Consider the following 12,573-nt stretch of genomic DNA (forward strand, 5'->3'; position numbering starts at 1 on the left):
GCTTTACGATTGTCCACGAAGCGGTAGGCCTGTGCGCTTCACGGTTGAGGAACAAGCCGATTTTCTGGGCTATATTGACAAAAACCCACACCAGCCCAAGGCCGCCGCAGCACGATTGCTGGAGGAGACGGGCAAGGAAGCCAGCCTTGACACCTTTAAACGAATTTTAAAAAAAGTGCCTATGCCTGGAAACGTTGTCGGCAATCAGTGAAGGGAAAGCGTAATGAAGCAGATTTCCAACGTGATAAGGCATATCTGAAGGCCTTGAAACAGCAAGAGGATGATGGGGAATTGAAGCTTTACTACTTTGACGAATCCGGATTTAGCACGACACCCTGTGTACCCTATGGATGGCAACGGATTGGCGAGACCCGACAAATACCCTGCTATCGTAGCAAGCGCATGAATGTGTTAGGTTTTTTGAGTCGCAGCAATGATCTGTTTTTCCACAGCTCCGAACAATCGGTGACAACGGATACGGTTGTCAATGCCTTTGATGCGTTTGTCGAAACGTATGCAGGCAAGTACGAAGAAACTAAAGTGCCGTGCTGTGTGGTGTTGGATAATGCTTCCATTCATCGTAGCGGCGTATTCAAAGAAAAGCTGGCGGGCTGGCAACAACGTGGTGTGTGCTTACATTTTCTTCCGCCTTACAGCCCGGAGCTGAACCTGATCGAAATACTCTGGCGTAAAGTTAAGTACGAATGGTTGCCGCTTGATGCCTATCAAAGTTACGGACACTTGAAAAAGTGGGTGTTGGAAATCCTGAGTGACATCGGTAAAAAATTCCAAATAACTTTTGCGTAACTACTTAGCATGCTGGGCTTTTGCAGTTGCCAGTTCTTCCACAATGGCGACCACACTTGCCATGACCGTAATGATGGTGAAGACAAGGATTATTAAAGCCCCCTCGTCTTGTTCGGCCGCTCGCGATCGTATTGTATCTACATCCGATTTACTCATCATAGCTGATATCAGTATAAGGTAAAGGAAGATGCCAAAATCCCAGGCCGTCAATAATCTGGTAACGGTTCGCCAGTTTTCCGGCAACAAAAAGAAATGGATAATACCTATAAGCACTAATGCTGTCGTCAGTCGAGGACGTACCTTAAGATGTCGCAACATAAGCCAATTATTCTTTTGTAGGGTGAAAATAAATTTGAATATCCCCCGGCGCATTGCCTCATAGAAAAAGGTAACCGAAGGGTCAAAGACGATGCCTCACATTAGGTGTTACCGAGACTTGTGAAAAAATGAGTTTCAATTGTTGCTCAATATTGGCTTTAATGGCAAACGGATTAAGTTGATCATGTTGTTTTTTGAGAGCGATTTTGGTTGTTTCAGACACATCGGGATGATCAAGAACGCGCTGATAAGGAGTCTGCGGGGCATGATATTTCTTGATGTATTTTGCACCGTTACGATGTTTTTCCTTAAGCTTCAGGCTAGGGCAGAAGTGATTCTGTAACGGACACCACAGTGAGCGGTATACCGTATTCATCATTGCCACCAACTCAGGTTTGCCGATGCGATCATAACCGAACAGCTGTCTGGCATGAGTCCAGTTCTTTTGCTCGACATGGGCATTGTCGTTCTTCTTGTAGGGCCTTGAGCGGGTAAAGGCCGGACTGGCCGGGTGATCGGTGAAATATCGCAATAGATAATGGTTTAGGAATTCGGAACCGTTATCGCAATCAAAGCCACGTAAAGGGAATGGTAAGACGGACTCAATGGCCTGTATCTGTTCAAGGACACCCTGTGAACCTTTATTCCACGTGGCTCGGCATTCTGTCCAGCCGGTTACAATATCGGTCATGGTCAAACTCCAGACAAAGTCGCCTGCCAAGGAATTGCCGCAGTGGGCGACCGTGTCGGCCTCCATGAATCCCGGTTGAGTTTCATCCCAATGCTGGGTGCGAATGGGGATCTGTGTTTTTAGCAAGGAGCCTGGCTTGGTGCCAGACAGGCCTTTCGAGTGTTGAACACGCAAAGGTTTCAACAAGCGATCCAGTGTTGCGGCCGACACCTTCAACAAATCGCCACGAACGGTTTCTGACAAGGTGCCGTATTCGTTTTCATAGTGCGACAACCATAACGGCAGTGCGGCTTTGAGCCGTTTACCACACAGTTGGTCGCTGGCAAACCAGATGCGGCGTAGCGGTTCCATGAGCGAGGGCGTATGGTATTTCGGCTTGGCACCCGGTCGCTTTCGTGGCAAGGACGGGCTATTTTGTTTGCGATTTAATAGACGAATCGCGTACTTGCGAGCATAGCTACAAACTGCGCAAAATTCGTCCAGAATTTTTTGTTTATTGGCTTTGTCGCTACGGCAATATCGTTTGCTGATAGCTTGCAAATATGCCCGTCGTTCCTGTTTTCCCATTGTGTTAACCCCTGCTACTTTCGGCTACACACAATATGAGGCATCGACTCTTTTTTAGCAGATTCTTCGGTTACTTTTTATTTGAGGCAATTCGCCCGGACCCAGGGCAATCGCGCTATAAACCAAGATTTGGTATGCTATAGATTTGAGAGCGTAAATGAAAGCAGGAATGTTACCGAATCCCCAAGTCTACTGCAAGGAATTACCCGATCCACGGAGGGAGACAAAGAATAAATTACATAAACTGGAAGACATACTAATGATAGTGTTGTGCTCGTTATTGAGTGGTATTAATGACTGGTCAGGCCATTACAAGTTAGTCTCGGCAATCTTTTTAACTGATGTTACGCACGGATGGTATTTCTCCCGTTTGCCGCGCCGAGCACCGGAGCTTTATCGAGAACAGCCCGTTAGGGGCGCGGCAGGGATGCCGCGCGTCAGCAGAGGGGCAGGAGCCCCTTCTGCTGACCCTCGATAAAAGCGAGGAGCACAGGAAATAAGCGGCAACCGGGTCGCCTTTTCTTTGGTTACTTTCTTTTCGACTGCATGGATGCAGGAGGTAGAGCAACGCAGGAGCAGTTGCCGAGGCGAAGCAAAAGAAAGTAACTCGCCCTCGGGTGCGACAACCCGATTCAATCAAGTGTCGCGCTAGCGACTCCTTAATGTTAAAGCGGTCGAAATTCGAATAACTGCGTAACATCAGTTTTTAATTCAAAATAGATGCATGAAAGGACTTGGGTAAATGTTTTGCTGGCATTGAGAAAACAGCTTTACTGGTTGGCACTTTAGCAACGGATACAGTTGAAAATCAATATGCGTATAAGCGCATAAACGTTTATAATTGAATTCATTTAAACCTAATATATACAAGGGCTAAAAATGAACAGAGTAAGATGGTCCGTCGTAGTTCCTGAAGCCACAGATAAAGCTCTACGCACCTACCTGGCGGGAACTGGTATGAAAAAGGGTGATATTTCCCATTTTGTTGACGAAGCAGTTCAGTTGCATCTCTTTGACTTGGTAACTGATAAAGTGAAGGCGCGTAATAAGCAATTTAATCAAGATGAAATTCTTGCTGCTATTGAAGAAGCCGTTTCTCATTAATTAGGATGAGAGTTGTTTTAGACACTGGCATTCTGATTGCTGCACTTATTACCGTTGACACGCCGCCGGATAAAATTTATCAGGCTTGGAAAAAGAAACGCTTTGAGTTGTTTACATCGGAGTGGCAACTGGAAGAGTTTCGTCGTGTCAGTCGGTATCCAAAATTGAGAAATTTCATTAATCCAATTGAAGCAGGGCAGATGGTCAATGGTCTCAAATTTAATGCTTTTGTTTATGCGACATTGCCCACAGTTGACTTGTGTAAAGATCCTGACGATAACCCGATATTAGCAATCGCCTTGGAGAGTAAAGCTGATTTTCTCGTGACTGGTGATAAACGTGATCTATTGTCAATGGAGCATATTCGAATGACTCCAATCGTTAGCGCAGCCAATTTTTTGGCTACATTAGAAGGCTTTCAATGATGTCATCGACAGCCAACGGAGCCACACACACCGATGAAAATAGGCTTCGACACGATTTGTGCGAGATCAAAAACTACAGCAAAAACTACAGTGGTTCATACTACGGCATGCTACTTTACACGACGTCTAATGCTTGACATGCTGTTGATTATAAGGAGTTATAGGTAGTATGCAGTTGCATGGCAGAGGTTTACATCGCACTTTTAATGCGATGGTCCCGGGTTCGAATCCCGGACAACCCACTACCAAAGCCTTTGAATAACAAAGTTATTTAGTAAAAACGCCAGCTTTCATGCTGGTTTTTTTATGCCCGTAGGGCACTGATGGGGCACTTCGAAAAAACAAGCCACAACAAACCGCAATACAATAGGCCGATTTTTTACCTAAAAACGTGCCCACCCACCCGGTATCATCTAAAACAGCTAAATTAAAAAAATCTCAAGAGCCAGCAATTCTTGATTTGAATTGTAAAACTCAAGAATCTGCTGGACGTAGCTATTCTGGAACACGGAGAGATTCATCAGGAACTTGAGGTAACCCGCAACTTTCACAAGATCGACGAGATTCCTTTCGATTTTCAACGACGTCGCATGTCCGTGGTTGTCAGCGAGCGACAAGACCGCCTTTATTGATCTGCAAAGGTGCCGTGGAAGAAATTCTGGCCGTCTGCAATCACTTTAAACATGGCGATCAAGTCGAAAAAATGGATGAAGAGCGGTTAGCCAAAGTTCGGTCCATCACCAATGAGCTGAACGACGATGGTATGCGCGTGATTGCCGTAGCAATCCGTGAGTTTGAACCGCTACGGGAAACCTACAGCCTTGCGGATGAGTCGGATCTCGTTTTGGTCGGATACACTGCTTTCCTTGATCCTCCCAAGGAAACCGTAGCGCCAGCCCTGAAAGATCATGGCATTGATGTAAAAATCCTGACAGGTGACAATGAACGGGTCACCTCGAAGGTATGCAGGGCTGTCGGCTTATCGATCAGTATGCCAGTATTGGGAGCAGAAACTGAAGCAATGGATGATGCCACCTTGGCTCGGACGGTGGAAATCAACACGGTCTTCGCGCGCCTAACGCCGGCACATAAGGAACGCATCGTTCGCGTTTTGCGTAACCATGGGCATGTGGTGGGGTTTCTTGGCGATGGAATCAATGATGCCGCAGCCCTGCGGACAGCCGATATCGGTATTTCCGTGGACCACTTTACTCTTGGACGATGGCCGGTTTTGCATACGCGGCAGAAGAAAGATAAAGGCGGCGATATGCCGTCAATAAAGCCATGCTGTCATGAGGCAGTTGCAAACTTAATCCGTAACTATTCTTACCGCACCTAAGCGGTTCTAAATAGCCTGCGCATTTAAGGATATAGCTGAATCTATGTGCATTAACGCACCGAACACATTCGGTTTAGCATGTAGTATTATCGATAAGCGATGGGGAGTTACATTATTCCAGGCTTTGGTCATGACTATTCGGTCATGGCTAAATTAATTTTCCGGAGACACTCATGAACAAAGATCAAGTAAAAGGCCGAATCGAAGAAGCCAAAGGTAAAGTCAAGGAAGTCACCGGCAAGGTGTTAGACGACAAGGGTATGGAAGTAGAAGGTAATGTCCAAAAAAACGTCGGCAAGGGGCGAGCGGGCTTTGGTGATCTTAAGGATGATCTGAAGAAAAACAAATAAAATGCATACTGCTGAGCTGTGCAGACAAGTCCAGACAGACTGGTCTGCTACATGGCGGCAACGAGAGACTCACAAATACTTTTTCCACAGGAAATGAATATGAAACACACCAACATGAAACTCACCGGTTTATGGGCTGGCATCTTTTTGACCTTAGCCTCCTTTGGTGCTTATGCCGGGGAAAGCCACATGACGGAAGCGCTCAAGCACGCAGAGGCCGCAGCTAAAGCCGACGATAGCAAGGCTATCGTAGAACATGCGGAGGCAGCGAAGGCCCATGCGAAAACCGCCGATGAACATTTGGATGCAGGCATCACGAGCCTGAATGATGCTATCGATCACGGCAAACTGAAGCATACCGACTTGGCGAAGAAATCCGCCGAAGAAGCCGTAACACATCTGAAAGCCGCGCAATAACAGAACGTCGGTTTCGGTAACACAAGGAACGGCGGGTGAATAACCCGCTTTTTTTTGCCATTTTAAAATTGCACCAGCGCCGGTCGATAAAAATTGCCAAACGCACAAATTATAGACCGCACCAAGCTCATGTTGGGCGCTGATTGACAGGTGTGTCATATTGGACGTGCTCGGCTATTGCCTTGATCTTCGGCGGCTATCAGTTTTATTGGGAACCGATGTCATCGGTTGGAATTGCCGTTCGGGCGTTTGACCCGACAAGTCCGGGTGATAGAAGGACTTCATCATCCAGGCTAGAGGCAAGGCCATGTATAAGGTATGGATCGAGGTCATGAGGTTCAGCGCAGTCCTCAAGGGTGTAGTCTCGGTAGTGCGTAGCTTATCGGCGGCGCCACGTGATTGGGTGGTTTGGCGCTGGGTAAGTTCGCCAAGGATAAAACCGATGCCGCCAGCCAGAAGTAAAGTGGCCCGAGCGGTCACCTGTTGATGGATGTTTCGGACCAACGTGGCGGTGCGAACACCGACCCTCCGTTGACGGTTCAATAGCTCTAGCTCCGCAGCCTTGATTTGAGCCCTCAGAGACTTGGGTTTGTTTCGCTTTAGAAGGTAGGCCTTGATCATGTCTTCTCCATATCCCGTCGCCCAGAGGGCGTGGCCTGAAAACTGCGAAGGGTCGCGGGAAATTGTAGATAGCGACTCTTACGGCGTATCGCGCCAAATAGTATAAGTACGAGCAGCAAATTGAAAGCGACGGCAAGCAGGATAGCGCTACTCGTTGCCACGACGTCATGCTCGACCAGTTCCAGCAAGGCGGCGGCCATGAGTCCTAGCCAGGCACTGATCAGCAACACGCCAACCATCACTCCGGCCACAATCATGTCCACCAGGCTCTTGCCCGCCCGCCGCGTCTCCAGCGCGGCAAGCCGGAAGCGATCATGGGTTAGTTCGTGCAGCTCATGCCATAGAGACTGCGCATCTTCCAGCACATCGGAACCGCTCACCGGATCGCCGCGCGTGGCAGCTTGCCCGGGAGTTTCATCCCCTATGGCATCCGGATTCATGAGGTTTGACGGTCTAACGGCCGCTCACCACGCGGCTCAGCAGAAAGCCGGCCGCCACTGCGATACCCACCGAGGTTATGGGGTTGTCGCGAACATAAACGCGGCAATCCTCGATCAATTGCTGCTCGGCATTTTTGAGTTGCTCGCCTTTTTTGCCTAGCGCTTCTGCGGCCTGATTGGTTGCACTGGCGACCTTATCGACAGTCTCATTTGCGGAATTAGCCGCTTTGTCTATTATTTCCATGATGGTTTCCTCTCTATTTAAGCCGCAGGTCATTTGCGGCGTCGGGTTCATGATGTTTGACAATCTAACGGCCGCTCACCAAGCGGCTCAGCAGAAAGCCCGCCGCTACTGCGATACTCACCGACGTTATGGGGTTGTCACTGATAAAACCTGAGCAATTCTTCATCAATTGCTGCTCGGTTTTTTTCAGTTGTTCGCCTTTTTCGCCAAGCGTTTCCGCAGCCTGGCTGGTTGCATCGGCGATCTTATCGTAAGCTTCATGTGCGGAATGGGATACTTTGTCTGTAATTTCCATGGTAGTTTCCTCGTCTAGTTAAGTTTATTTGAGTTGCATTTCATTCTTGACTGACTTCGCGGCTCCTGTGCCAGTGCCACCGCTTTGGTAGTACCGGCACTGGGATTCACGAAGCCGCAGGGCTGCCTAAGCAGGATGCCATGTTGGCAACACTCAACGCGATTTGGCTTTCCTGGCCTTGACCGGTGGTTCGGCTTCGCCTCTCTCCGCCTGCAACTCGTGCTTGCGTTGGGTCAACGCTGCACCTAGAGTGGCGGTGTCGACCTTGGCTTTCTTTGCCTTGGGAAACATTTTTTCCTCTTCTTCCTTTACATGATGATCAATGCTCTCGCCGAGCACGGTAACCGTTGCGTCGTAGTGGTCGTGTGCTGGTGTCATGGCCTCTAGTTGCGCAATGAGGTTCTTGGCTCCGGCATGTTCCACGTCAGCTTCGTCCATCAAATCGTCGTCCTTGATGGCGGCGCGAACCGCCGGGTAAAAGATTTCTTCCTCGGCTTGGGCATGGATGGTCAGCTCCATGCATATCTGCCGAACCACTTCTGCTTTTGCTTTATCGCTGCCATCGCCCTTGGCGAGTTTGGCAAAATCCGCAAATAGTTTTTTTACCTTCTTGTGGTCTTCAGTGAGTAACGTGATGGCGTCCTCTCCGTGTTGCATGTCGGGTTTAAGTGCAGTCTTCGTCATAACTTTGTCCTCAAAAAATTTTAAAGGTCAGACTTGGGGGTTCCACGTCACGCGGCTCTTTACGGCTGCGGAATGTAGCGGGCTGTCAACCTCGCAGAACCGGCTCAGAAGCTATGTCCCAAGGCGATGGTTCGTCTCGCTTGTAACCATAATAGGATGGTCTGTTCGTTAAGTCTGTTCGTTATCGAACAAAGAACGTAGGATTTTTTTGCGGGCTCCGAAACGCCTGCGAATCGGTGACGACAGCAGACTCCGGTTTTATGAACTGATCATCGATCGAGATTGGCCCGGTAGCATTCCAGGCATACTGCAGAACCTACCGGGCAATGGACTCTGGTTCCTGAAAATGGCGTGCCCAAAGGCGCCGGTTCAAAGCAATCCTGATTAGCAATTAGCCATAAGACAAACCCACGGCAACGCTGTACCGAAAACAGCCCACATCAATACTGACTCGAAGTTCAACAGAACAAAGCGCTTTCATTGATCAATCCTGAAACAAAGTCATGGAGGATCATCCATCCAGCTCGTCTGCAATCGGAGCCCTGCTTCAGCATCATTCCGGCAAGTGCGTATGGATGGCGTAGATGACAAGGGTTTTAAGTCGAGCTAACCATCAGACCCCAAGAGCTACACCCTCGTTGGGTCGAACAATGAGTCTTTAAGCTACCTTGACATTTACACAAGTATTTGAAGGCTTACCGGAGGAAAATTGAACTAAAAAAGAAATTTGGGAGATCAAAATAATTTTCAAAAAACATGAGTCTGGTCAGATAAAACAGTTTATCTCCAATGTGCGACAACGCACCGACTCTTAGACGATTTTCCCATAAACTTCATACCAGCTTGCATCATGATGTCTTTTAACCGCATGTTTGAATGTAAGCCAAAATCAATAAATAGACATTTATATACACGAATATTTTAACGGAGATACATCATGGGTAAATATGCTATAGGCTGGCTGTTGGGCGTGCCGACGATTGTTCTGGTCATTATTTATTTAGTGTTCAATCATTAATCGTTCAGTCCACCTGCAGCCATTTAAAAGACTGTAAAGGTCGGCGTGCCATCTTTAATCAGCATGGTTTTGAAATCATCAAATTTTAAAACTTACCTGATCCTTTTTCATTTTCTATAAGGAATCCATTATGGAAGTAACAGACAATACCAGCACTGTCGATGACACCGTTGACCGACTTAGATCAGGAGCTCACGAGGCCGTTGACAAAGTAGCCAATGCAACCACTCAGGCGGCAGAAGTGCTGGGTCAAAAAAGCGAGCAATTGAAAAATGTGGAACAGCAGTTTTTAGAAAACTGCCGGGGTTACATTTATAAAAACCCCGTAGCTTCACTAGGTATAGCCGTCGGAGCCGGTTTTCTGTTAAGCCGTCTGATGAGCAGTCGCTAGACCATCGACCTGGTTGCCGTGCGATAACAGGTTTTACCGAGCAACAGCGGATTAACGATGCCGTTTGTGGTTAGGTAAAGTTGGCGGTCATTCGTTGAATCAGAAGGATAAAGCCGATGCCATTTAATTATTTCGAAAAAGAAACACTCACTATTTAGGAGCTTACTATGTCTACACGCTTATTGTTAGTTATGTTCACTTTGACGGGCAGTTTAATAATGATGACGGGTACTGTTCGAGCCGAACAGAATACCGCCATCTATTTGGCGGCCGACTCAGCATTGGAAAATACCGAGATCAATGTTCGCGACAAGGATAACACGACGTTAACCCCGGAAGATCAACAGGAAACCGAAGGCGATATCAAAATCACAGCTGCCATACGGCAAGCTGTGGTTAAAAATGAGTCGCTATCAGTCAATGCGCAGAATATAAAAATCATCACCCGTAATGGTGTGGTGACTTTGCGAGGACCCGTTGCAAGTGGAGAAGAAAGCATGAAGCTGCAAGAAATCGCCAAGAAAACGCATGGTGTAATGCGAGTAGAAAATCAACTTGAAAATAAAGCGCCTTAAAGGCCCAGGAGAATGACATGACTAAAGCAGTTTTTTGTATCGCTCAAAATCTCGAACAGACAGAGATCATTGTTAATAACCTGAAGACAGCAGGTTTTTCAATTAATGATATATCTGTGCTGTTTCCCGACAAATCCACGACCAAGGATTTTGCTCATGAGAAGCACACCAAAGCGCCGGAAGGCGCCGCTATCGGTGGGACAGTGGGTTTAGGCACTGGCGCTGTGCTCGGATTATTAGCCGGGATCGGCGCTCTGGCTATTCCCGGCGTCGGTCCGTTAATTGCAGCAGGGCCCATTATGGGGGCATTGAGTGGTGCGGCAGTAGGCGCTGCCACTGGAGGTTTGGCTGGAGCCTTAATTGGGCTGGGTATTCCTGAGTATGAAGCCAAACGCTACGAAGGAAAAATCAAGGGAGGAAGTGCCTTGATTTCTGTACATACGACAAACAGCGAAGCGATTGATAAGGTAAAAGATATCTTCGAAAAGGCTCATGCAGAGGATATTTCCTCGACTGGGGAAGCGTCAGTTTAAGCTTGATGATGCTATTGCACGTAATCAAAAAATAATCACATTGGAGGTTTATATGCATAACATTGAAACACTCAACAAATTGCTGAAAAATGAATTATCAGCAACGGAAACGTACCAACAGGCTGTGGATAAACTTAAGGAAAATGTCACCCTGGGCGAATCAGAGCATTTACAGCCCGTTTATGAGGCTCATAAAGATGCGGTTTCCAGTTTACAGGCACTCATCCATCGACTGGGAGGAATTCCCTGTGAAGACTCAGGCGCTTGGGGCACTTGGGCAAAAATAGTCCTAGAAGGGGCTAATATGCTGGGTAAAAAAGCTGCACTAAAGGCTTTGCAGGAAGGAGAAAAAAGTGGTGCAGATGATTATGAAAAAGTACTGCAGGATACTGAGCTATCTTCAGATGCTCGCGCTTTAATTGAAACAAAGCTGCTGCCTGCGCAACAATCCCATATACACACTTTGGATCGGCTTTTAGACACGGCATCTGAATAGGCTTTCCAGCCTAGTCTACTGTTTAAGTGATGTCAGCGTGGACCTAAAGTGATTCGCGCTGACTTTATTTATTGTGTTACCGGGTTTTAAATAAAAGTCCAACTCACTTTATTAACTGATGTTACGCACGGATGGTATTTCTCCCGTTTGCCGCGCCGAGCACCGGAGCTTTTATCGAGAACAGCCCGTTAGGGGCGCGGCAGGGATGCCGCGCGTCAGCAGAGGGGCAGGAGCCCCTTCTGCTGACCCTCGATAAAAGCGAGGAGCGCAGGAAGTAAGCGGCAACCGGGTCGCCTTTTCTTTGGTTACTTTCTTTTCGACTGCATGGATGCAGGAGGTAGAGCAACGCAGGAGCAGTTGCCGAGGCGAAGCAAAAGAAAGTAACTCGCCTTCGGGTGCGACAACCCGATTTAATCAAGTGTCGCGCTAGCGACTCCTTTTAATGTTAAAGCGGTCGAAATTCGACTAACTGCGTAACATCAGTTATTAACTATTAAACCTGATTAGCAAGGATCGTCAGCTATACAAATTCATGCCGGCATGATGGCTACTTGAGGAGTTCGCCAGTTGTTCGGCCAAAATTGTACGTAATCCGGAATTGATAAGACGTTAATTGTCTTAATGCACCAGCTGGATAGAAAGGAATGGTGAAACACAAGTAAAGAATAGATATTGCTGTGATTATGCGGCGAATTTTTTTTTAATTTGGAGGTACCTATGTCTATATTTAATGCTGAAGATTCAACAAGATCAAGCCTGGATCGCGTTCGTAGCTCCACCACTTCCCATATCAACGAAGAAATAGATCTTCAAACAGATATAAATATTCAACATTATAAGGGCAAAAGCAAGGAAGAAATTCTTGAGCGTATTCAAATGCTGGATAAGGAATGGGATATAGAGCGAGTGCTTGAAGTCAATGCCTCTACGTTAGCCCTAACCGGTCTGATTCTTGGCTTAACCAAAAATCGAAAATGGTTATTTCTGCCCGGCATTGTTTTGCCGTTTTTGTTGCAGCATGGATTACAAGGATGGTGCCCTCCCTTACCCCTCTTACGCCGGTTTGGTATCCGTACCCGGGGAGAAATCGACCGGGAAAAATACGCGCTTAAAGTCCGGCTAGGAGGCTGTCGGATTAATAGAGCGAGCCTCCCCACTTAATCACGATTAAAATTTAAAAAAGTGGTTTATTGGGATTTTTAATGCCCATAGTTCTGTTTTATGGGCAGCTCAATGCTCTTTTTCCTCTCTCACCCTC

Annotated in this window: 20 protein-coding genes and 1 tRNA gene; 14 read left to right on the plus strand and 7 right to left on the minus strand. The window is 47.3% G+C overall.

Going from position 1 to position 12,573, the window contains the following annotated elements:
* Positions 1-211: helix-turn-helix domain-containing protein (locus METTU_RS24615; protein WP_254258014.1), on the plus strand; the 211-nt coding region annotated here is incomplete at its 5' end.
* Positions 208-807, plus strand: a complete 600-nt coding sequence (locus tag METTU_RS15910) for an IS630 family transposase (RefSeq protein ID WP_050897707.1) — start codon at positions 208-210, stop codon at positions 805-807. The genes METTU_RS24615 and METTU_RS15910, both read left to right, overlap by 4 nt.
* Here METTU_RS15910 and METTU_RS15915 read toward each other — a convergent pair whose 3' ends face one another.
* A complete protein-coding gene (locus METTU_RS15915; protein WP_169624951.1) occupies positions 808-1,125 on the minus strand; it encodes a DUF1345 domain-containing protein in 318 nt (105 codons plus the stop codon). It abuts the gene before it with no gap.
* 82 nt (positions 1,126-1,207) lie between these two features.
* Positions 1,208-2,383 carry a transposase gene (locus METTU_RS23730; RefSeq protein WP_006892807.1) on the minus strand — a complete coding sequence of 392 codons (1,176 nt, stop codon included), beginning with the start codon at positions 2,381-2,383 and terminating at the stop codon, positions 1,208-1,210.
* 169 nt (positions 2,384-2,552) lie between these two features.
* On the opposite strand from METTU_RS23730, the gene METTU_RS25095 reads away from it, so the two are divergent.
* The 7 genes from METTU_RS25095 (at position 2,553) to smbP (ending at position 6,018) form a co-directional block, all read left to right on the plus strand.
* Positions 2,553-2,861, plus strand: a complete 309-nt coding sequence (locus METTU_RS25095) for a transposase family protein (RefSeq protein ID WP_436969958.1) — start codon at positions 2,553-2,555, stop codon at positions 2,859-2,861.
* Positions 2,862-3,262: 401 nt separating this feature from the next.
* Complete coding sequence (locus METTU_RS15925; protein ID WP_006892810.1) at positions 3,263-3,487, plus strand: ribbon-helix-helix domain-containing protein; 225 nt, start codon at positions 3,263-3,265, stop codon at positions 3,485-3,487.
* Positions 3,488-3,492: 5 nt separating this feature from the next.
* Positions 3,493-3,912 (plus strand): putative toxin-antitoxin system toxin component, PIN family, encoded by a 420-nt coding sequence (locus METTU_RS15930; RefSeq protein ID WP_006892812.1) that lies wholly within the window; start codon positions 3,493-3,495, stop codon positions 3,910-3,912.
* Between the two features lie 155 nt (positions 3,913-4,067).
* Positions 4,068-4,154 (plus strand) — tRNA-Lys (locus METTU_RS15935).
* 386 nt (positions 4,155-4,540) lie between these two features.
* Positions 4,541-5,251 (plus strand): HAD family hydrolase, encoded by a 711-nt coding sequence (locus METTU_RS15940; RefSeq protein ID WP_496109395.1) that lies wholly within the window; start codon positions 4,541-4,543, stop codon positions 5,249-5,251.
* A gap of 173 nt (positions 5,252-5,424) precedes the next feature.
* Entirely contained in the window at positions 5,425-5,601 is a 177-nt protein-coding gene (locus tag METTU_RS15945) for a CsbD family protein (protein WP_006892814.1), read from the plus strand.
* Positions 5,602-5,700: 99 nt separating this feature from the next.
* Positions 5,701-6,018: a small metal-binding protein SmbP gene (smbP, locus tag METTU_RS15950; RefSeq protein WP_006892815.1), complete on the plus strand. Its 318-nt coding sequence runs from the start codon at positions 5,701-5,703 to the stop codon at positions 6,016-6,018.
* A gap of 174 nt (positions 6,019-6,192) precedes the next feature.
* Here the strand turns inward: smbP and METTU_RS15955 are convergent, their stop codons facing one another.
* From METTU_RS15955 to METTU_RS15975, 5 genes are all read right to left on the minus strand, one after another.
* Positions 6,193-6,561: a hypothetical protein gene (locus METTU_RS15955; RefSeq protein ID WP_254258016.1), complete on the minus strand. Its 369-nt coding sequence runs from the start codon at positions 6,559-6,561 to the stop codon at positions 6,193-6,195.
* A 74-nt stretch (positions 6,562-6,635) separates the two neighbouring features.
* Entirely contained in the window at positions 6,636-7,079 is a 444-nt protein-coding gene (locus tag METTU_RS15960) for a phage holin family protein (RefSeq protein WP_006892818.1), read from the minus strand.
* Positions 7,080-7,092: 13 nt separating this feature from the next.
* Entirely contained in the window at positions 7,093-7,323 is a 231-nt protein-coding gene (locus METTU_RS15965) for a glycine zipper domain-containing protein (protein ID WP_006892820.1), read from the minus strand.
* Positions 7,324-7,387: 64 nt separating this feature from the next.
* Positions 7,388-7,618: a hypothetical protein gene (locus METTU_RS15970; protein WP_006892822.1), complete on the minus strand. Its 231-nt coding sequence runs from the start codon at positions 7,616-7,618 to the stop codon at positions 7,388-7,390.
* A gap of 153 nt (positions 7,619-7,771) precedes the next feature.
* Positions 7,772-8,302: a hemerythrin domain-containing protein gene (locus METTU_RS15975; protein ID WP_006892823.1), complete on the minus strand. Its 531-nt coding sequence runs from the start codon at positions 8,300-8,302 to the stop codon at positions 7,772-7,774.
* Between the two features lie 1,148 nt (positions 8,303-9,450).
* Between METTU_RS15975 and METTU_RS15980 the strand changes: the two genes are divergently transcribed.
* The 5 genes from METTU_RS15980 to METTU_RS16000 all read left to right on the plus strand — a co-directional run bounded on the left by METTU_RS15980 (position 9,451) and on the right by METTU_RS16000 (position 12,476).
* Entirely contained in the window at positions 9,451-9,711 is a 261-nt protein-coding gene (locus METTU_RS15980) for an ElaB/YgaM/YqjD family protein (RefSeq protein ID WP_006892824.1), read from the plus strand.
* Between the two features lie 167 nt (positions 9,712-9,878).
* Complete coding sequence (locus METTU_RS15985; protein WP_006892825.1) at positions 9,879-10,286, plus strand: BON domain-containing protein; 408 nt, start codon at positions 9,879-9,881, stop codon at positions 10,284-10,286.
* A gap of 17 nt (positions 10,287-10,303) precedes the next feature.
* Entirely contained in the window at positions 10,304-10,819 is a 516-nt protein-coding gene (locus METTU_RS15990) for a hypothetical protein (RefSeq protein ID WP_006892826.1), read from the plus strand.
* 52 nt (positions 10,820-10,871) lie between these two features.
* Complete coding sequence (locus tag METTU_RS15995) at positions 10,872-11,315, plus strand: DUF2383 domain-containing protein (RefSeq protein ID WP_006892827.1); 444 nt, start codon at positions 10,872-10,874, stop codon at positions 11,313-11,315.
* Between the two features lie 717 nt (positions 11,316-12,032).
* Positions 12,033-12,476, plus strand: a complete 444-nt coding sequence (locus tag METTU_RS16000; RefSeq protein WP_006892828.1) for a DUF2892 domain-containing protein — start codon at positions 12,033-12,035, stop codon at positions 12,474-12,476.
* The last annotated feature ends 97 nt before the right edge of the window (positions 12,477-12,573 follow it).

This window comes from Methylobacter tundripaludum SV96, from assembly GCF_000190755.2.
Classification (GTDB): Bacteria; Pseudomonadota; Gammaproteobacteria; order Methylococcales; family Methylomonadaceae; genus Methylobacter_A; species Methylobacter_A tundripaludum.

What these genes read in the sequence shown, in the direction of transcription:
- METTU_RS15915 (WP_169624951.1), bottom strand. Translation starts at nt 1,125, where the DNA reads ATGTTGCGACATCTTAAGGTACGTCCTCGACTGACGACAGCATTAGTG.
- METTU_RS23730 (WP_006892807.1), bottom strand. Translation starts at nt 2,383, where the DNA reads ATGGGAAAACAGGAACGACGGGCATATTTGCAAGCTATCAGCAAACGA.
- METTU_RS25095 (WP_436969958.1), top strand. Translation starts at nt 2,553, where the DNA reads ATGTTACCGAATCCCCAAGTCTACTGCAAGGAATTACCCGATCCACGG.
- METTU_RS15925 (WP_006892810.1), top strand. Translation starts at nt 3,263, where the DNA reads ATGAACAGAGTAAGATGGTCCGTCGTAGTTCCTGAAGCCACAGATAAA.
- METTU_RS15930 (WP_006892812.1), top strand. Translation starts at nt 3,493, where the DNA reads ATGAGAGTTGTTTTAGACACTGGCATTCTGATTGCTGCACTTATTACC.
- METTU_RS15945 (WP_006892814.1), top strand. Translation starts at nt 5,425, where the DNA reads ATGAACAAAGATCAAGTAAAAGGCCGAATCGAAGAAGCCAAAGGTAAA.
- smbP (WP_006892815.1), top strand. Translation starts at nt 5,701, where the DNA reads ATGAAACACACCAACATGAAACTCACCGGTTTATGGGCTGGCATCTTT.
- METTU_RS15960 (WP_006892818.1), bottom strand. Translation starts at nt 7,079, where the DNA reads ATGAATCCGGATGCCATAGGGGATGAAACTCCCGGGCAAGCTGCCACG.
- METTU_RS15965 (WP_006892820.1), bottom strand. Translation starts at nt 7,323, where the DNA reads ATGGAAATAATAGACAAAGCGGCTAATTCCGCAAATGAGACTGTCGAT.
- METTU_RS15970 (WP_006892822.1), bottom strand. Translation starts at nt 7,618, where the DNA reads ATGGAAATTACAGACAAAGTATCCCATTCCGCACATGAAGCTTACGAT.
- METTU_RS15975 (WP_006892823.1), bottom strand. Translation starts at nt 8,302, where the DNA reads ATGACGAAGACTGCACTTAAACCCGACATGCAACACGGAGAGGACGCC.
- METTU_RS15980 (WP_006892824.1), top strand. Translation starts at nt 9,451, where the DNA reads ATGGAAGTAACAGACAATACCAGCACTGTCGATGACACCGTTGACCGA.
- METTU_RS15985 (WP_006892825.1), top strand. Translation starts at nt 9,879, where the DNA reads ATGTCTACACGCTTATTGTTAGTTATGTTCACTTTGACGGGCAGTTTA.
- METTU_RS15990 (WP_006892826.1), top strand. Translation starts at nt 10,304, where the DNA reads ATGACTAAAGCAGTTTTTTGTATCGCTCAAAATCTCGAACAGACAGAG.
- METTU_RS15995 (WP_006892827.1), top strand. Translation starts at nt 10,872, where the DNA reads ATGCATAACATTGAAACACTCAACAAATTGCTGAAAAATGAATTATCA.
- METTU_RS16000 (WP_006892828.1), top strand. Translation starts at nt 12,033, where the DNA reads ATGTCTATATTTAATGCTGAAGATTCAACAAGATCAAGCCTGGATCGC.